The sequence below is a fragment of the Pantoea sp. GCM10028869 genome (assembly GCF_042666835.1).
In the GTDB taxonomy this organism is placed as follows: domain Bacteria; phylum Pseudomonadota; class Gammaproteobacteria; order Enterobacterales; family Enterobacteriaceae; genus Pantoea; species Pantoea leporis.
On record NZ_JBHTGO010000002.1, the window covers coordinates 684,528 to 703,306 of the forward strand.

Consider the following 18,779-nt stretch of genomic DNA (forward strand, 5'->3'; position numbering starts at 1 on the left):
ATGGCAGGTTCGTTGATACTGGCAATTGATGAAGGCACCACCAACGCGAAAGCGATTGCGGTCGATCGTGCCGGCAATGTGGTGGCACGCGGCAGTCAGCCGCTGACGCTGGAACATCCGCAGCCGGGTCTGGCGGAGCAGGATCCGCTGGCGATATGGCAGGCGGTGAAACAGGCGGTGAGCGCTTGTCTGGCGCAGTGTGCGGGGGCGCAGGTTGCGGCGGTGGCGATCAGCAACCAGCGCGAATCGGTGCTGATCTGGCAGCGACATAACGGTCAGCCGCTGACGCCGTTGGTCAGCTGGCAGGATCGCCGCTCGGAGGCGTTTTGCCGCGATCTGCGCGTGGCGGGTAAAGCACCGCGCATCACCGGACTCACCGGGTTGGCGGTCGATCCGATGTTCCCGGCCGGTAAACTTACCGGCATGCTTGCTGCGTTGCCGAATGCATTCGCGCGCGCGCAGGCCGGTGAACTCTGTATCGGCACCGTGGATAGCTGGCTGAGCTGGCAACTGAGCGGCGGCGAAAGCTTCGTCACCGATCATGCCAATGCGGCACGCACCCAACTCTATAACCTGCACAGCGGCGACTGGGATGATGAATTGCTGGCGCTGTTCCATATTCCCCGCGCGGCGCTGCCGCAGATTGTGCCCTCGGCCAGCGCGCAAGGCGTGGTGACACGCAACGATATTCCCGGTTTAGCGCCCGGCACGCCGATTTTGTCACGCATCGGCGATTCGCACGCTGCACTGCAAGCGCAGCGCAACGGCAGCGAAGAGGTGGTGAAAGCCACTTACGGCACCGGTTCATCACTGATGATGTCGATGGCGACGCCGTTGCTGACGGAAAATGGCCTCAGCACCACGGTGGCGTGGCACGACGGCACGCTGCGCTATGCCTTTGAAGGCAACATTACCCACACCGGTTCCGGCGCGGCGTGGCTGGGCCGCATGCTTGGCATTCATGATCCGCGAGAACTCACTGCGCTGGCGCAGCGCAGCGAACACAATCAGAGCATCTATTTTGTGCCGGCGCTTTCCGGTCTTGGCGCGCCCTGGTGGGATTTGAAAGCGCGCGGCATGGTATGTGGCTTGACCGATGCGGCTACGCCGGAGGTGCTGGCGCGCGTGGCGCTGGAGTCGATCACCTTCCAGATCGCCGATGTGTTTTTTGCCATGGAGCAGGCCAGTGGCGTGCAACTTCCTGCGCTGTGCGTGGATGGCAGCGCCACGGAAAATAGCTGGTTGATGCAGATGCAGGCCGATGTATTGCAGCGGCCACTGAAACGCGTACCCACGGCAGAAGTTTCTGCGCTGGGCGCCGCGCTATTAGCGGGCCGCACCTTAGGCTGGTGGCAGCAGGGCAGTGAGATGCAGGCGTTACAGGGCGGTAGCGTGATCACGCCGCGTGAGGATCAGGCGAAAAGCATGCAGGAGAATTATCACGGCTGGCTGGATGCGGTGGCGCGTTGCCGTTATCAGCCGCATTGATTATCGTTATATAAATCGCGCACGCTTCGTAGCGGCGCGATTTATCGCGCTTTTTAGACGTGTATCTCATGCCAAATAGCGCAATAAATTGTGCCGCTACGATGTTGTACGGTGATAAACGTCCAGCGCTACTGGAAACGGTTGGCTTTATCACGCGCCAGACGTTCCAGCGCAAAAATCACCTGCTGTAGCTGGCGTTCCTGAATCGGTTCGATGGCGGTAAAGCGGAAGCTAAGGCGCGGTGTGGCGCGGGTTTCATTCTTGCTGGTCACTACGGTGCGTTCACCAATGTGCAGCAGCTGTGCAGTCACCTCAAAATGACCATACTCAGCTAAATCCACGCGCAGATTTTTAAAGGTATCGCCGCGATTGAGGCCTTCCGGTAACGCTTCGTCCAGCAGCACGCCGACGCCGCCCAGTGACAGATCCTGCAGGCGGAAACGCGCGGTACGCCCATCAGGCCACTGGCTGTGGCAATAAAAAACTGGTTCCAGCGGCGCATTGACGCGAAAGAATTCACGACGTTGAATCTGCCACACCAGTTCCGGCAGCGACGCAGCAAAAGCGGGTAAGCCTTCGAATTCAACCCGCTGTAAACCGGTTAAGCCAAATTCGACTTTGGCACCGTGCGTTTCGGCGGCAATATTCACTTCGCCACCTTGCAGCGCTAAATCGTTATCCAGCGCGTTGCTGCCGAGGTCAAAGATCACCTGATCTTCATCGGCTGACAGCAAGCGACTGATAAACTGACCGCGCGAAAAATTCACCATCAACGGGGTTTGAAAACGCAACAGGTCCTTCATCACGCCCAAAACCGCTAACGTGCCTCGCTTGAGGTATTGTTCTTTATCGGCTTCTCCCACGTCCTGCTCCACTTATCCGATTGTTATTTTCACGACTGACAATGCTGTTCGTCAGTTATCGGCGTCGCTGCGCTAACCTTTAGTCAGCTAACGGCTATTTACGGCGGCAAGTTGGGATGCAGATCATAAAATCCCGTCTATACTAGAGGCGGTGAACACATTGATTAATAACGTAAGGAGCAGTACATGGGTATTCTTTCATGGATTATTTTTGGTCTGATTGCCGGGATTATCGCTAAGTGGATTATGCCGGGTAAAGATGGCGGCGGCTTTATCATCACCGTGGTTCTGGGTGTGGTGGGTGCGGTTGTCGGTGGCTGGATCAGTACCCTGTTTGGTTTCGGTAAAGTTGACGGTTTCAACTTTGGCAGCTTCGTGGTGGCAGTGATTGGTGCCATTGTGGTGCTGTGGATCTACCGTAAAGTGCGAAGTTAATCGCGCCAGTATTTGATGAAATCCGCCATCCCGCAAAGGGTGGCGGATTTTTTTATGCCTGATTAAAAGTCGTAGCCCACCGTGGCCATGACCGTGCGCTCGGCACCGCGATAGCAGTAACCGGTGCCGTAACAGGCGGCCAGATACGTCTTATCGGTCAGGTTGTTGGCATTCACCTGCAGCCAGGCGCCTTTCAGCTGTGAGTTCCATGCGCCAAGATCGGCGCGAACCGACGCATCAAACAGCGTAACCGATGGCAGACGCGTGGTGTTCTCGTTATCCGCCCACTGTTTACCGATATAGCGCACACCCGCACCGGCGCTCAAGCCGTAGTCAAACTGATAATGTCCCCACAACGATGCCATGCTGTTCGGCGTCACATACGGCGTATGGCCATCGTTACCGTCCACCGAATCTTTAAAGCGCAGATGATTTAGCGTGTAGCCGGCGATAGTGCTAAAACGCGACGTCAGCTGATTACGCGCCTCAAGTTCAATGCCCTGCGAATGCACTTTGCCCGACGGCGTGTAAGTGCCGTCCAGCACGTTACGGTTGGCGACATCGTCCTGGGTCAAATCGTACACCGCGATTGAGTACATATCGCGCGTGCCCAGCGGCTGATATTTCACGCCCGCTTCATACTGCTCTGACGTAGTCGGTTTTAGCTGATTGCCGAAAGGATCGGTTAACGAAGCCGGCGTTATTGCCTGGCTCCAGCTGACATAAGGCGAGATGCCGTTCTCGAAGGCATATAACAGTGCAGCGCGGCCGCTGATGTGATCGTCCTGACGACGGCTGGTGCCGTTTTCCGACACGATGCGATCGTAGCGTCCCGACAAATCCAGATGCCAGCGATCGAGCTGCAACTCATCCTGCAGATACAAACCGGTTTGATAGTAGCGGCGCGTCTGCGATGTCCAGTCGAAGTCTGGCATGATGCCCACTTCTTCGCCGTTCCACGCATTAAGCGCGCTGGCGGCACCGCTGGCTTTGGTGATGTCGTTTTTATAGCGATGGTATTCCGCGCCCAGCGTCACGCGATGCTGAACCGCGCCGGTAGCAAAATCAGCTTGCAAGCGGTTGTCGTTGGCCCACGCGCTCAGCGATGAACGCTCACCGGAGTAGTAGCGGTTCAGCAGGTCTGGATTCGTTGCGTTCCAGCCAATCTGATAAACCTGATCGAGCTCGGTATTGGAGTGGCTGTAGCTGCCGGTGGAGTACACTGACCACACATCGTTGAAGCGATGCGAGAAGTCATAGCTGTAAATCTGCTCGCGACGTTTGAACTGATCGAGCGCAGTGTCACCTTCATAGAAACTGTCACTCAATTTGCGGCCATTATGGCTATAGAGCGTGCCTTCCGCCGGTACCGAGCCGTGATAGCCGCCGGACGGATCTTTCTGCAGGTAGGCGCGCAGCACTAAGTTGGTATCTTCACTTGGCTGCCACATCAGCTGTGGCGAAATCGCATATTTCTCTTCGCGGGTGTGATCGTATTGGGTATCGCTGTTGCGCGTAATGCCGGTTACGCGAAATGCCCACTGATCGTTGATGGCGTTGGTGTAATCAAAGGCGGCGTTATTGGTGGCGTTGGTGCCGGTCGCCAGGCGGAAGTGGCCCTCTTCAGCAAACTGCGGGCGCTTGCTCACCATATTCACCAATCCGCCCGGCACCGTTTGGCCGTAGAGCGCGGAGGAGGGACCTTTAATCACATCGATGCGGTCGAGGAACCAGTTATCCACCTGCAGGATGTTGAAGCTGCCGCCGTCACTCATCACGCGCAGGCCATCGAGGAAGGTGTTATCGACATCGCCGCCGTGGAAACCACGCAGCGCGATGGTGTCATAACGCGTGGCCGCGCCGCCAAAGTTGGTGAAGACGCCCGGCGTGTAACCCAGCGCCTGATTGAGATCCTGCGCGCCCTGATCTTCCATCTGCTGACGCGTGACTACCGAGATCGACTGCGGGGTAGTGATCAGCGGCTGATCGCTTTTGCTGGCACCGCTGCTGCGCGTGGCGAGATAGCCCTGCGTCGGTGAGGTGGCGCTCTCTTGCGGTTGCGCTGTCACGACAATCGACTCTTCAGCGAAGCTTGCCGCGGGTAAAGCCAGCGCAAGCGCGCACAGTACGCGGCCACGTTTAAGGGTAAACAACGAGGTCATGAGAGGTTCCTGTTATTTTAATGGGAATAGCTATCGATATCAGATTGAGAATTATTATCTTTTGTCGCGGATGTTTCAAGATGTGAGTTTGTTGCTAGAGGAATGTGAGGAAAATGCACAGATGACAGGCACGAGCCGTAGCGGCGCGATTTATCGCGCATTGCACTGGCGAAACCTTACCCAGGTTCGGGTCGCGCAATAAATCGCGCCGCGACGGGAATGTGCAGTTGCCGGGCTACTTCGCCCGGCAGAATAGAGGTAATTACTTCGCGCGACTTAAAACCGGCATATTCGGGATATCGCCAGCGTTATTACAGGTTTTGTCTTTCGGGCAGTACTTATCCAGCAGCTTCAGCGTCACGCCATTGGTCCAGCCGAAGCCATCCTGCAGCGGATATTCACCGCCGCCACCGCCGCCCAGCTGCGCGCCTTCAACCACGTATTTCTCGACCAGCTTATGTTCCTTGTCGTAGGTCGCCTGCACGTTCTGCAGGAAGCGCTGACCAATCTGCTGCGCCAGTTTCGGCTGCTTGTAATGCTCCAGACCTTCTACCGCCACCCATTGCAGCGGCGCCCAGCCGTTTGGCGCATCCCATTGCTGGCCGTTATTCACCGTGGTGGTCACCAGTCCGCCGGGTTTCAGCAGCTGTTTTTCAACTGCGGAAGCGGTGCGTTCAGCTTGCTTATCGCTCGCGAGCTGCATATAGAGCGGGAATAGCGTCGCAGCGGTCAGCTGTGAATGCACCTGCTTCTTCTGGAAATCGTAATCGGCGTACCAGCCTTTTTTGTCATCCCAAAGGTAGCGATTGATCGCCGCCTGACGTTTCTCAGCATCCGCCGCGAACTGTTTGGCTTTGTCATCCTGCTTATCCAGTTTGGCAGCTTTAGACAATGTCTGTTCGAGGTGGAAAATCAGGCTGTTAAGATCAACCGGTGCCAGCTGCGTGGTACGGATGGACGCCAGATTGTGCGCATCGGTGAACCAGCGCGAACTGAAATCCCAGCCCGAAGCCGCGCCCGCACGTAAGTCGCGATAAACCTGCTGTTTATTGCGTTCCGGCGCTTTATTCGCGGTGTTGACGTCATCCAGCCAGGATTCGGTACGCGGCGCATCGCGATCGTCCCAGTAACGGTTAAGCAGCGTGCCGTCGCTGAGTTTAATCACGCGTTTGCTGGCCTGGCCGGCCGCCACTTTGTCGCTGTCCGCCATCCAGTAATCGTACTCTTTCTGCAGCTGCGGCAGATATTGGCGATAGACGTCGTCGCCTTTGTGCGTTGCCAGCAGGTCAACCATCAAGCTGAAGAACGGCGGCTGCGAGCGGCTGAGATAGTAGCTGCGGTTGCCGTTGGGAATATGGCCATATTTGTCCAGCTCGGTGGCGAAGTTATCCACCATATCCTGCACGCGATCCCAGTGCCCGCTCTCCGCCAGGCCAAGCATGGTGAAGTAGCTGTCCCAGTAATACACTTCGCGGAAGCGTCCGCCAGGCACCACGTAAGGTTTGGGCAGCGGCAGCAGCGAATCGTACTGACTGGCACTTTGCGCGGTACGCGTCAGCACCGGCCATAAACCGTTGATGTGCTCACGCAGGCTTTGCCCGGCGGGCGGCACATATTTGTCACCCTCTTTTGGCAGCGTGAAGTTGCTGTCGACAAAATGCTTGAGATCGAAGTTGCGCTGGTTTTTTTGCATCTGCCAGTCGGCCAGAATCGACGAGGGATTGGATTTCGGCACCGCATCGGCGAAGGTTTTCTGATCCGGATAAAATTTAGCCTGCTGTACCGCATTGAACAACGGTCCCAGGCGCACATCCGGTGGCTGCGGTTGGTTGCTGAGCATGCGGTTTTGATCGTCGGCGTGTGCGGCGCTGGCACCGGCCAGCAACGCGGCGCTAAGTAAAAAGGTCAGACGCGCGGGCGTGAATACGGCATTTTTTATCATCGGTTTTTCTCCTTGTCCGAAAAGGTGGTGTGCTAACGCATTGACCACCCGAACAACTTTAGTCGTAATCGCGCCGCTTAGCCTCGCACAGCGGTGGAAATGTGAAGCGCCCGGAATTAATCACGTGAGAAATTGCCTCAAGGCTAAGGTTTTTGCTTGCCCTGTACGGCTATTTGCCTGAGGCTGAAGCAAAAAAAGGAGAGTCGTATGGAGATAATCTGGTATCACCCGTCGCTGGCGCCGCAAGGCTGGCTGGAAGGTTTGCGTCAGCGTTTACCGGAGGCGCGCGTGCGTGACTGGCAGCCGGGCGACAACGCGCCGGCCGATTATGCGGTGGTGCGTTCTCCGCCGGTCGAGATGCTGGCGGGGCGTCAGCTGAAAGGCGTATTTGCCATGGGCGCGGGCGTCGACGAAATCCTCAAACAGCTGCGTGACAATCCACAGATGCTGGCCGACACTGTGCCGTTATTCCGCCTGGAAGATACCGGCATGGCGCGCCAGATGCAGGAGTACGCCAACTGGTGTGTGCTGGGCTGGTTCCGCCGTTTTGCCGACTATCGTCAACTGCAGCAGCAGGCTTGCTGGCAGGAGCTTGACGGTTTCGATCGCGAAAACTTTACCATTGGTGTGCTCGGCGCGGGCGTATTAGGCCGTAGCGTGCTGGAGAGTCTGCGTCAGTGGGGCTTTCCGTTACGCAGTTGGAGCCGTTCGCCGAAGCAGATCGACGGTGTGCAAAGCTTTCATGGCCGCGAACAGCTCAATGCTTTCCTGGCGGGCACGCAGGTGCTAATCGATCTGCTGCCGACCACGCCGGAAACCACCAACCTGATTGATAGCCAGCTGTTTAACGCATTGCCGCACGGCGCCTGCTTCCTTAACCTGGCGCGCGGTGCGCATGTGGTAGAAGCCGATCTGCTGGCGGCGCTCAACAGCGGTCAGCTGGCCGCCGCCGCGCTGGATGTGTTCCAGCGCGAGCCGTTGCCGCAGGATCATCCGTTGTGGTCTCATCCGCATGTCACAATCACGCCACATACTGCGGCGATTACCTTGCCAGGCGAGGCGATGGATTACATTGCGGATGCCATACTTGCTCTGGAGCAAGGTCAACAGCCGGGTGGTTTAGTCGATCGCCAGCGCGGTTATTAATTCCCATTGGGTCAGGAGATGAAGATGTATCCCGTTGATTTACATATGCACACCGTTGCCAGCACGCACGCTTATAGCACGCTGCATGATTATGTGGCGCAGGCGAAACAGAACGGCCTGAAGCTGTTCGCGATTACCGATCACGGCCCGGATATGGCCGATGCGCCGCACTATTGGCATTTCGTCAACATGCGCATTTGGCCGCGCGTGATTGATGGCGTTGGCGTGCTGCGCGGTATCGAAGCCAACATCAAAAATCAGCAGGGCGAGATCGATTGCAGCGGCCCGATGCTGGATGCGCTGGATCTGATTGTCGCGGGCTTCCACGAACCGGTTTATGCGCCGCGTGATAAAGCACATCACACTGAAGCGATGATTGCGGCGATGGCGGGCGGTTTGGTGCATATCATTTCGCATCCGGGCAACCCGAAGTTCCCGGTGGATATCCGCGCAATTGCCGAAGCCGCCGCGCATTACGATGTGGCGCTGGAGATCAACAACTCCTCCTTTACCCATTCGCGTCCGGGCAGCGAACCGAACTGTCGCGCCATTGCCGAAGCGGTGCGTGATGCTGGTGGACGTCTGGCGTTTGGCTCCGATTCGCATACCGCGTTTACGCTGGGCAATTTCGAACACTGCCTGCGCATCACCAGCGAAGTGGATTTTCCCGAAGATCGCGTGTTAAATGTCACGCCGCGTCGCCTGCTCGACTTTCTCGCGTTGCGCACCGGCAAAACGATTCCCGAATTTGCTGATTTTTAACTTTTTTACCTCAAGGAATTCTGTTGCATGAATGAGTTTTCCATACTCTGCCGCGTCATCGGCTCGCTGTTTAATCGCCAGCCGCAGGATCCGCTGCTGGTGCCGCTGTTCACTCTGCTGCGTGAAGGTAAACTGCAACAGCAGTGGCCGCTGGAGCAGGACGAACTGTTGACGCGCCTGCAGCAGAATAGCGATCCGCAGGCGCTGGCCGCTGACTACAATGCGCTGTTTGTCGGCAGCGAGTGCAGCGTGCCGCCGTACGCGTCACAGTGGCCAAACGGTGTTGCTGAAGCAGACGTGCGTGCGTTTCTCAGCGCGCGCGGCATGCCGCTGAGCGAAGCGCCTGCCGATCACTTTGGCGTGCTGCTGCTGGCGGCATCCTGGCTGGAAGATCAGTCGGCAGAGGATGAATCTGCCGCGCAGCTGGCGCTGTTTGATGAGTATCTGCTGCCGTGGTGCGGCGCGTTCCTCGGCAAAGTGGAAGCGCATGCCACCACGGCATTTTACCGCACGCTGGCGGTGCTGAGCCGTGAGGCGATGCAGGCGATGTACGACGAACTGAACGAAGAGCAGGGCGACGAGGCGTAATCGTTACCAGCTTGCTGCGCTGCTGCCGAGCTTCACGCCTGGCGTTGCGCAGATCATTGGCGTGCCGGGCAAATACGCTGCGGCGCGCAATCTCTCTGCAATTCCCCACTGATTGATCTCTATCGCGCTCAGCGCGTCATCGTGCTGCGCGTGTATACCGTTTTGCGCATTCTGCGGCGCGGCACCGAACTGCTGCAACAGCCGCGCGGTGCGTGCCAGCGATAAGCGCGCCTGCCAGCCAATGCCGTTGGTCAAGCGCTGACGCAAACCTTCCAGCACCGCGGCGGCCATCAGATAACCGGTTGCGTGGTCGAGCGCCTGCACCGGCAGCGGCGTTGGTTGATTATTGCCGCTCCAGCGCATGCCTTGTTCGGCGATGCCGCAGCCCATCTGTACCAGACTGTCGAAGCCGCGCCGGTTGCGCCACGGCCCGCTCCAGCCCCACGCATTGAGGCTGACATCCACCAGGCCCGGCGCGAGTTGGCGGCGCGTATCGGCATCCAGCCCGAGTTTTTCCAGCGCATCAGCACGATAACCGTGTACCAGCACATCGCTGTGCTGCAACAGCTGGCGCAGCTGCTCGCGCCCGGCGCGGGATTTGATATCAAGGCGCGCACAGCGTTTGCCGCAGGTGATCTCCTCTTCCAGCGTGGGTTCGTGCCAGTCGGGCGGATCGATGCGCAGCACCTGTGCGCCGAGGCTGGCGAGAAAACGTGTCGCCACCGGTCCGGCAATGATGCGCGTGAGATCCAGTACGCGCACGCCGACCAGCGGCCGCGCGGGCGACAGTAACCAGGCGGGCGGCGGGGCGGCGTCGGTGGCCTGTTGGGCAATCAGCGCTTCCTGCTGCACGGCGCTGCCTTGCGGATGCTGCAGCCATTGCGCTTCGCTGCGCATCTGCGCGGCGCAGCCGCCGGCATCAATCACCGCCTGTTCCAGCGTGGCGGCGGGCCAGCGGGCCACCGCATCGGCCAGCGCGGCACGATCGGCATGCTGGCCGAGCACGCGCTCCATCGCCGCACGATGATGAGCCGCGTTGGTGTGCAGGCGGATCCAGCCGTCGGCGCTGGCGTAATCACCGGCGAATTCATCCCACAGCGCAGCAGGCGGTCGATTGAGCGGGATCAGGCTGTGCTGAAACCAGCGCGAGGCGAGACGGACATTAACGCTGACCGGCGCGGATTGGCCGAGCAGATCGCTTAGCGCCTGGCTGGCGAGGCCGATGCTGGTGGCCGCCAATTCGCTGACGGCAAAGGCAGAGGAAAAAGTGTCGGGCTGGAGAAAAGTCGGCGAGGGAAGCGGGTCTGCGCCTCGCAATCCCTGCCACATTTGCTGCCACAGTGCGGCAGCACGTTGAGAATCCATGTTGAGTCTCCGGAAAACGCGCGAGACTCAAGCATAGCAGAGCGGATTAACGGCGGCGTAAGCGCGGAAAACGCGCATGCATCCGCAGGTTACGCAGGTTGATCACCGCAATCGCGGTGCCCAGCACCACCAGTGACGCACCGAGGATCTTAAAGCTGTTCATGCTGTCACCCAAGACGAAAACGCCCATCAATACCGCCAGCACCGGCGTCAGCAGCGAATAGGGCATGATCAGGTTGACGTTGTATTTCTTCAGCAGCGCGTACCATAGCGTATAGGCGACAATCGACGAGGCGAGTGCGCTATACAGAATGCCAAACCAGCCGCGCCAGCCCGCGTGGCTCAGCGCGTAAAACTGATGGGATTCGGTCAGCCACGAAGCGGCACCGACAATCGGCACCGCAAGGAAGGAGATCCAGCCGGTGAGCGTCAGCGGTTGTATCGGCGGCGATTTTTTCACAATCATATTGCTGATCGCCCAGCCAAACGCGCTGCACAACAGAATACACAGCACCCACCAGGCCGGAATGGTCGGGCTGCCCGACAGCACCGCCACGCCGCTCAGCGAAATGGCGATACCAAACAGCTGCACCAGCCGCAATTTCTCTTTGAGAATCACCATCGCCAGCAGCATGGCAATCGGCGTACCGAGCTGAACCACGATGGCGCCGGTGCCGGCATCGGTGTAGCGCATGCCGACAAATAGCAGCGAGAAGTGCATAAAACCGAAGGTGAACGCCAGCGTCAGCAGCCACGGCAGTTGCGCGCGCGTAATGCGGCAGAATGGCACCAGCACAATCGCTACCACCACAAAGCGCATCCAGGTGAGAAACAGCGGCGGAAGTTCCAGTAATCCCCACTTCACCGCCACGTTGTTGAAAGCCCAGATGGAAACCACCATCAGAACCATAAAAAAATGCCGCACTGCCACGAGGTCTTCCTTCACGTTGTACAAAGATGATCACCGGCTAATGATGGCATGAAGGCGCGCACTTCGGGCATGTCGGGCAACATTTTTTTCGCTTAAGCATTAGCTCATGCAGGAAAAAAAATAAGACATGTCGCTGATTTACTGTCAAAGTGGATGTCCGAAAGGCGACCATAACGAGGACCGTATTCGGCATGACACACACCCGCGCTTTACCTCTTGCTCTGATTCAACTCGAAGTCCCGCCGCCGCAGGTTGTGGCGCAAATTGGTGAACAACCCCGCTGGTTTATCGACGCGCTGCAACTGCAGCCCGATGACTATGTGATTGTGCGTCCGCATCTGGGCGATGATTTACCGGCCTTTGACCGCGTCAGTGGCGCGATCCTCAGCGGTTCCTGGGCGATGGTCACCGATCACGCTGACTGGAGCGAACGCACCGCCGCCTGGATTCGTGGCGCGCTGGAGGCGGAGCTGCCGCTGCTGGGCGTCTGTTACGGGCATCAACTGATGGCGTATGCGCTGGGTGGCAAAGTGGGCGATAACCCGCAGGGCTGGGAGCGTGGACTGAAACCGCTGACGCGCAATGCGCAGGGGCACAACGATCCCTGGCTGGCTGATCTACCGGGCGAGTTTCAGGCGTGGTTGTCACATCGGCAATCGGTGTTAACGCCGCCGCAGCATGCGCAGGTGCTGGCGAGCTCGGCGCAGGATGGTTGTCAGATTTTGCGTTATTCGCCGCAGGCGCTGTCGGTGCAGTTCCATCCGGAATTTACCCGCAAGATTATGACCGCCTGTTTACCGGCGGGCGTCAGTGACGATGGCACGGTTCTTTCAGGCGAAGATTGGTCGCGCGAACTGTTGCGCAGCTTCTGGCTACAAACGCGGCCGCAGCCGCGCGCGCAGGCTCAGGGCGCGTAGTTGCGCGTGCAGCGATAAACCCACGCGGGTGGCATATTTTTCAGCACCCGCTGGCGTTCCCAGGTGAAGTAACGTGACAAATTTGGCTGGGTGAACGAGGTGTATTGAAACTGCACGAATACGCCGCGTGGACCCAGCGCATCATGCACCGCACTGAGGATGTTATCGCGCGTGGCGGGCGGTAATGACAGCAGCGGCAGGCCAGAAAAAATCACATCATATTCCCCGGCGAGATATTCCGCCGAACAGGCGCGTACCTGCATGCGCGCATCAGGCAATCCACGCAGGCTTTTCACCAGTTCCGGGCAGATTTCGAACACATCAAGCTGTGCTTGCGGTGACATGCGCGCCAGCACGTGGCGTGTGAGCACGCCATCACCGGCGCCCAGTTCGGCGATACGCAGGCTGTTATCCCAGTTCACCGCATCGCACATGGTGCGGCAGAGCGCGGCTGAAGAGGGCGTGATGCTGCCCATTTTGCGCGGGTTGCGGATAAATTGCTGAACAAAGTTCGCTTTGGCACGCATTAACGTCAGGGCTGAAGCCAACATCTGTTTCTCCTGGTTAGTATCCTGCTTCATATTGACCACATATTTCGCCCATGTTCCGCTTTTTGCGGCATAAGCGGGAAAACTCGGAATTATCTGTAGCGGCCTACGCTCGCCACATTTCCTTCGGTGCGGTCACAGTTTCCCCTTTTACGATCTGACAGGCTGGCGTGGATCGCCCAATGTTAATAACAGGTTTCATAGTTGTTAATCGCCACTCTGTCCCGCAAGGAGAAACACCATGCGTTACGCTGCTCCGGGAGAACAAGGTTCTCTCATTACTCTGCAATCGCGTTATGGCAACTTTATCAACGGCGAATTTGTTGCGCCGGTGAACGGTAACTACTTCGTCAACACTTCACCGATCAATGCTTCTACCATTGGCGAATTTCCCCGTTCGGACCGCGCCGATATCGATAACGCCGTGGCTGCCGCCCAGGCCGCTGCCGATGCGTGGGGCAAAACCTCGCCGCAGGCACGCTCGCTGGTGCTGCTGAAAATTGCCGATCGGCTGGAAGAGAATCTGGAATATATCGCGGTCAACGAAACCTGGGATAACGGTAAGCCGGTACGCGAAACGCTGGCGGCGGATCTGCCGCTGGCGGTCGATCACTTCCGCTATTTCGCTGGCTGCGTGCGTGCGCAGGAAGGCACCGCCGCTGAAATCGATGAGTTCACCGCCGCCTATCACTTCCACGAACCGCTGGGCGTGGTCGGGCAAATCATTCCGTGGAACTTCCCGCTGCTGATGGCGGCATGGAAACTGGCGCCGGCGCTCGGCGCAGGTAACTGCGTGGTGTTGAAACCGGCCGAGCAAACGCCGCTGTCGATTACGCTGTTTATGGAAGTGATCAAAGATCTGCTGCCGCCGGGTGTGATCAACGTGGTACATGGTTACGGCAAAGAGGCAGGCGAAGCGCTGGCATCCCATCCGGACATCGCCAAAATCGCCTTCACCGGATCCACTGCCACCGGCGGCCATATTCTGGAGCTGGCAGCGAAAAGCCTGATCCCGTCCACCGTTGAATTGGGCGGCAAGTCACCGAACATCTTCTTTGAAGACATCATGGATGCCGAAGAGAGTTTCATTGAGAAAGCGGCAGAAGGCGTGGTGCTGGGCTTCCTTAATCAGGGTGAAGTTTGTACCTGTCCGTCACGCGCGCTGGTGCAGGAATCGATCTTTGAGCCGTTTATGGCGGCGGTGATGAAGCGCATCAAAACCATTAAACGTGGCGATCCGCTGGATACCGAAACCATGATTGGCGCGCAGGCGTCGCAGCAGCAGTTCGACAAAATTCTCTCTTATCTGGAAATTGCGCAGCAAGAGGGCGCGCAGGTGCTGCACGGCGGCGGCGTAGAGAAAGTGGGCGAAGAGTTTGCCAGCGGCTACTACATTCAGCCGACGCTGTTGAAAGGCGATAACAGCATGCGCGTGTTCCAGGAGGAGATATTTGGCCCGGTGGTTGGTGTGCTGACCTTCAAAGATGAAGCGGAAGCGCTGGCAATCGCCAATGATTCGATTTACGGACTGGGCGCGGGCGTCTGGACGCGCGACATCAATCGCGCCTATCGCATGGGACGCGCCATCAAAGCCGGTCGCGTGTGGACTAACTGTTATCACCTCTATCCGGCGCACGCGGCGTTTGGCGGCTATAAGAAATCGGGTATTGGTCGCGAAACCCACAAAATGATGCTCGATCATTATCAGCAAACGAAAAACCTGCTGGTGAGCTACAGCACGCAACCGCTGGGTTTCTTCTGATTGAATATGGCGGCGGGGCAATCTCGCTGCCTTTTCATCTCTTCGTCATCTTGCCGCTGCAGGATATTCACTTCGCCAGAATTTTCTGATCAAGGTGGCATCTTTAAGCCAGGTCTTGTGTGTTTAAAGGAGGCGATTGGGCAGAATAGCCCACCTATTTTCAAGGAGATTTCATGAACACGTTGTATAACTACCTGGAACAGCATGATGAGATGCTGGACGGTGTGGAGCAAAATATTATTACCGTTAACCTGCCTGGGCGTCAGGCGGTGTATGTGATTGGCCAGAACGATGCTGACCTGCTGCTGGAAGTAAAAGCGCGCGAAATCGCCACGGCACAGCGCATGGAAACATTGCGTCAACTGGAGAGCCAATTCCGTTTTTAACCTTTCTGTTTTGCCTCATTCGATGATCAATTCGTCAGAAATATCGCAATAAAAAAGCCGCTATCACAAGATAACGGCTTTTTTGTGGTGCGATGCGCAGATTACTTCACGCAGGCGGCACAGTTATTGTGAATCTGCTGGAAGAAGTCGTTTCCTTTGTCATCCACCAAAATGAATGCCGGGAAGTTTTCCACTTCAATCTTCCAGATCGCTTCCATGCCGAGTTCGGCATACTCCACGCATTCCAGACTCTTAATACTCTGCTGTGCCAGCACCGCAGCCGGGCCGCCGATGCTGCCCAGGTAGAAGCCGCCGTGTTTTTGACACGCATCGGTAACCTGTTTGCTACGGTTGCCCTTCGCCAGCATCACCATGCTGCCGCCATTGGCCTGCAGCAGATCAACGTAGGAATCCATACGACCTGCAGTGGTTGGGCCGAGTGAACCGGAGGCATAACCTTCTGGCGTCTTCGCTGGACCCGCGTAATAGACCGGATGGTCCTTGATGTACTGCGGCAGGCCTTCGCCGTTATCGATGCGCTCTTTCAGCTTGGCGTGCGCAATGTCGCGCGCCACGATAATGGTGCCGTTAAGCGACAAGCGGGTTGAGACCGGATAAGCCGACAGCAGCGCCAGAATTTCGCTCATCGGCTGGTTGAGATCGACATGCACCACTTCGCCTTCACCCTGCTGACGCAGCGCTTCCGGAATATAGCGGCCTGGATTGTCTTCCAACTTCTCAATCCAGATGCCTTCACGGTTGATCTTGGCCTTGATATTTCGGTCTGCGGAACATGACACGCCCATACCCACCGGGCAGGATGCGCCGTGACGCGGCAGACGCACCACGCGGATATCATGCGCAAAATATTTACCGCCGAACTGCGCGCCGAGGCCCAGCTCCTGCGAGGCTTTCAGCAGTTCTTCTTCCAGCTGAATGTCGCGGAACGCCTGACCATGCTCGTTGCCTTCAGTCGGCAGCGAATCGTAATAGTGGGTTGAGGCCAGCTTGACGGTTTTCAGCGTAGCTTCGGCTGAAGTCCCGCCAATCACAAACGCGATATGGTACGGCGGACAGGCCGCGGTACCCAGCGACATCATTTTATCGATCAGGTAGTTCTTCAATTTGGCGGGCGTAATCAGCGCTTTGGTTTCCTGATACAGATAGGTTTTGTTGGCGGAACCGCCACCTTTAGCGATGCACAGGAATTTGTATTCGTCGCCATCAACGCTGTAGAGGTCGATCTGCGCCGGCAGGTTGGTGCCGGTATTCACCTCTTTATACATATCCAGCGCGGCATTCTGTGAATAGCGCAGGTTATCTTCAATAAAGGTGTTGTAAACGCCTTGCGACAGCGCGGCTTCATCGCCGCCACCGGTCCAGACACGCTGGCCTTTTTTGCCCATGATGATGGCGGTGCCAGTATCCTGACAGGTTGGCAGCACGCCTTTGGCGGCAATTTCGGAGTTGCGCAGGAACTGCAGGGCGACGTATTTGTCGTTCTTGCTGGCTTCATCGTCGGCAAGAATGGACGCGACCTGCGCCTGATGCGAGGCGCGCAGCATGAAGGAAGCATCGTGGAATGCCTGCTTCGCCAGCAGCGTCAGCGCTTTGGGATCGACTTTCAGGACTTCTTCGCCATCGAAGTTGGCCACCGAGACGTAATCGCGGCTCAGCAGATAGTATTCGGTATCATCTTTGGCGAGAGGAAAGGGATCCTGATAATAGAAGGGTTTGTTCGACATGTTGGCTCACTTAGCTTCGTGTGGCCCGCCAGCATGACGGGCGACAAATTAGGCAGTTTGTTATTCGATTTTCTCTCGCCAGCCCTCCGCAGGGGCTGACTGGCGAGTATCATAACATTTTCACGGTAATGCGCGGCTCCGTTTTTAACATCGAAGCAACATCATCAGAACATCATCACCATCCATGGATAGGCGACAACCATCAGAAGAACCAGGAACAGCGCGCCGAAGATGGTGCCCAGGCGCCAGTAATCTTTAGTTGGCAGATAGCCGCTACCGTAATAAATCGGGCTTGGGCCGGTGCCGTACGGGGTGATAATGCCCATCACACCCAGAGAAACACACATCATCAGGCAGAACACCGGCATGTTGATGCCCGGAATGGATGCGGCGATGGTCAGCATCGCGGGCAGCAGCGCGGTGGTGTGCGCGGTGGTACTGGCGAACAGGTAATGCAGCAGGTAGAAGGCGACCAGAAGGACGACGGCAGAAACCTGCGGGTCATAGCCTTGCAACAGCATTGCGCCTTCTTTACCCAGCCACGCGATGAAGCCAACGCGCGCTAAACCATCCGCCAGCGCGACCAGCGTGGCGAACCAGGCGAAGGTGTTCCAGGCGGCTTTATTGCTGGTGATGTCATTCCAGTTGAGTACGCCGGTCCACAGCATCAGCACGATGACTAACAGTGCGGCCATTGCGGGCTCAATCCAGGCGGTGGCGAAGATCCACATCATCAGCGCCGCAACCACGAAGCCCAGCAGCAGGATTTCGTTACGTTTCAGTTTACCGAGTTTGGCCAGCTCAGCGGTGGCCCAGCGCGGTACTTCATCGTTCACTTTCACTTCTGGCGGATAAAGCCAGTAAGCCAGCAGCGGCATGGTGAGAATCAGCAGCACGCCCAGCGGCAGGAAGGCAAGGAACCACATGCCCCATGAGATATCAAAGCCCACCACGCTTTTTACCAGCGCCAGCGCCAGCAGGTTTGGTGCCAGCGCAGAAAGGAACATTGAACTGGTGATACAAGCGGCGGTGATCGCCACCCACATCAGGTAGGAACCAATCTTACGTGCGCTAGGATCGTTCGGTTTTGAACCATAGAGCGGCGGCAGGTTTGCAATAATGGGATAGATGGTACCGCCGCTGCGCGCGGTGTTGGATGGCGTAAACGGCGCCAGCAACAGGTCAGCGAAGGTAATGGCGTAACCCAGCGTCAGGCTACGACGGCCCAGATATTTCACCAGAATCAGCGCCAGGCGGCGACCGAACTGGGTTTTATCGTAGCCTGCGGCGAACATGAAGGCACCGAAGATCAGCCAGACCGTGGAGTTGCCGAAGCCACTCACCGCCCATTTGAACGACTGCGCCGCGGTTTTGAACTTGGGATCCGCCAGTTCTGCCGGGCTAAACAGCACCCACTGGCTGAACAGCGCAATCACCACCACGCCGGTTAACCCGATAACGGCACCCGGCAGCGGCTCGAAAATCAGTCCCACAATAACCCCGACAAAAATGGCGAAGAAGTGCCAGGCGTAAGGTTCCAATCCCGCAGGAGTCGGTACCAGCAGCAACAGCACAGCCACAATAATTGGCAGGCACAACATTATCAGGCGGTTCTTTTTTTTCCCTGGTGCCGCGGGAGGCGCGGTGAGGGATTCACTCTGGGTTGTTTGTGTGTTCATAGTTTTGTCTGCAAGTTATGGAGAATGCGGATATACGCCCCGAACCAAGCTGGTTTTTTT

At 57.4% G+C, this 18,779-nt stretch carries 16 protein-coding genes; 8 read left to right on the plus strand and 8 right to left on the minus strand.

The annotated features are described in order from the left end of the window. On the plus strand, positions 1 to 1,488 hold the full coding sequence (locus ACFQW4_RS07565; protein ID WP_377724630.1) for an FGGY family carbohydrate kinase: 1,488 nt from the start codon (positions 1 to 3) through the stop codon (positions 1,486 to 1,488). A gap of 128 nt (positions 1,489 to 1,616) precedes the next feature. Here the strand turns inward: ACFQW4_RS07565 and ACFQW4_RS07570 are convergent, their stop codons facing one another. Next, positions 1,617 to 2,351: a flagellar brake protein gene (locus ACFQW4_RS07570; RefSeq protein WP_101760783.1), complete on the minus strand. Its 735-nt coding sequence runs from the start codon at positions 2,349 to 2,351 to the stop codon at positions 1,617 to 1,619. Positions 2,352 to 2,537: 186 nt separating this feature from the next. Between ACFQW4_RS07570 and ACFQW4_RS07575 the strand changes: the two genes are divergently transcribed. Then, entirely contained in the window at positions 2,538 to 2,786 is a 249-nt protein-coding gene (locus ACFQW4_RS07575) for a GlsB/YeaQ/YmgE family stress response membrane protein (protein WP_008102737.1), read from the plus strand. Positions 2,787 to 2,848: 62 nt separating this feature from the next. On the opposite strand, the gene ACFQW4_RS07580 is transcribed toward ACFQW4_RS07575, so the two are convergent. Both ACFQW4_RS07580 and treA read right to left on the minus strand, forming a co-directional pair. Further along, positions 2,849 to 4,948, minus strand: a complete 2,100-nt coding sequence (locus ACFQW4_RS07580) for a TonB-dependent siderophore receptor (RefSeq protein ID WP_101760782.1) — start codon at positions 4,946 to 4,948, stop codon at positions 2,849 to 2,851. 262 nt (positions 4,949 to 5,210) lie between these two features. Next, a complete protein-coding gene (treA, locus tag ACFQW4_RS07585; RefSeq protein ID WP_110865959.1) occupies positions 5,211 to 6,890 on the minus strand; it encodes an alpha,alpha-trehalase TreA in 1,680 nt (559 codons plus the stop codon). Positions 6,891 to 7,097: 207 nt separating this feature from the next. Between treA and ghrA the strand changes: the two genes are divergently transcribed. The 3 genes from ghrA to ACFQW4_RS07600 are packed head-to-tail and all read left to right on the plus strand — an operon-like array spanning position 7,098 to position 9,386. Continuing rightward, complete coding sequence (gene ghrA, locus ACFQW4_RS07590) at positions 7,098 to 8,036, plus strand: glyoxylate/hydroxypyruvate reductase GhrA (RefSeq protein WP_377724634.1); 939 nt, start codon at positions 7,098 to 7,100, stop codon at positions 8,034 to 8,036. Between the two features lie 24 nt (positions 8,037 to 8,060). Then, a complete protein-coding gene (locus ACFQW4_RS07595) occupies positions 8,061 to 8,798 on the plus strand; it encodes a phosphatase (protein WP_137385589.1) in 738 nt (245 codons plus the stop codon). 27 nt (positions 8,799 to 8,825) lie between these two features. Then, on the plus strand, positions 8,826 to 9,386 hold the full coding sequence (locus ACFQW4_RS07600) for a molecular chaperone (protein WP_192234231.1): 561 nt from the start codon (positions 8,826 to 8,828) through the stop codon (positions 9,384 to 9,386). A 3-nt stretch (positions 9,387 to 9,389) separates the two neighbouring features. On the opposite strand, the gene ACFQW4_RS07605 is transcribed toward ACFQW4_RS07600, so the two are convergent. Beyond that, positions 9,390 to 10,751 carry a CoA transferase gene (locus ACFQW4_RS07605; protein WP_377724637.1) on the minus strand — a complete coding sequence of 454 codons (1,362 nt, stop codon included), beginning with the start codon at positions 10,749 to 10,751 and terminating at the stop codon, positions 9,390 to 9,392. A 46-nt stretch (positions 10,752 to 10,797) separates the two neighbouring features. Then, on the minus strand, positions 10,798 to 11,682 hold the full coding sequence (locus tag ACFQW4_RS07610; RefSeq protein WP_217546898.1) for a DMT family transporter: 885 nt from the start codon (positions 11,680 to 11,682) through the stop codon (positions 10,798 to 10,800). Positions 11,683 to 11,873: 191 nt separating this feature from the next. Here ACFQW4_RS07610 and ACFQW4_RS07615 point away from each other — a divergent pair, with 191 nt between their 5' ends. Then, positions 11,874 to 12,599 carry a glutamine amidotransferase gene (locus ACFQW4_RS07615; protein ID WP_377724639.1) on the plus strand — a complete coding sequence of 242 codons (726 nt, stop codon included), beginning with the start codon at positions 11,874 to 11,876 and terminating at the stop codon, positions 12,597 to 12,599. Here the strand turns inward: ACFQW4_RS07615 and ACFQW4_RS07620 are convergent. Then, entirely contained in the window at positions 12,587 to 13,150 is a 564-nt protein-coding gene (locus ACFQW4_RS07620) for a class I SAM-dependent methyltransferase (protein ID WP_137385593.1), read from the minus strand. The two genes, ACFQW4_RS07615 and ACFQW4_RS07620, sit on opposite strands and share 13 nt — an antisense overlap. A 238-nt stretch (positions 13,151 to 13,388) precedes the next feature. Here ACFQW4_RS07620 and ACFQW4_RS07625 point away from each other — a divergent pair, with 238 nt between their 5' ends. Further along, positions 13,389 to 14,909: an aldehyde dehydrogenase family protein gene (locus ACFQW4_RS07625; protein ID WP_377724641.1), complete on the plus strand. Its 1,521-nt coding sequence runs from the start codon at positions 13,389 to 13,391 to the stop codon at positions 14,907 to 14,909. A gap of 173 nt (positions 14,910 to 15,082) precedes the next feature. Further along, a complete protein-coding gene (locus tag ACFQW4_RS07630; protein WP_110865967.1) occupies positions 15,083 to 15,295 on the plus strand; it encodes a hypothetical protein in 213 nt (70 codons plus the stop codon). A 101-nt stretch (positions 15,296 to 15,396) separates the two neighbouring features. Here ACFQW4_RS07630 and fumA read toward each other — a convergent pair whose 3' ends face one another. Further along, on the minus strand, positions 15,397 to 17,040 hold the full coding sequence (gene fumA / locus ACFQW4_RS07635; protein ID WP_137385595.1) for a class I fumarate hydratase FumA: 1,644 nt from the start codon (positions 17,038 to 17,040) through the stop codon (positions 15,397 to 15,399). A gap of 164 nt (positions 17,041 to 17,204) precedes the next feature. Next, on the minus strand, positions 17,205 to 18,719 hold the full coding sequence (locus ACFQW4_RS07640) for an anion permease (protein WP_137385596.1): 1,515 nt from the start codon (positions 18,717 to 18,719) through the stop codon (positions 17,205 to 17,207). Positions 18,720 to 18,779 lie beyond the last annotated feature (60 nt).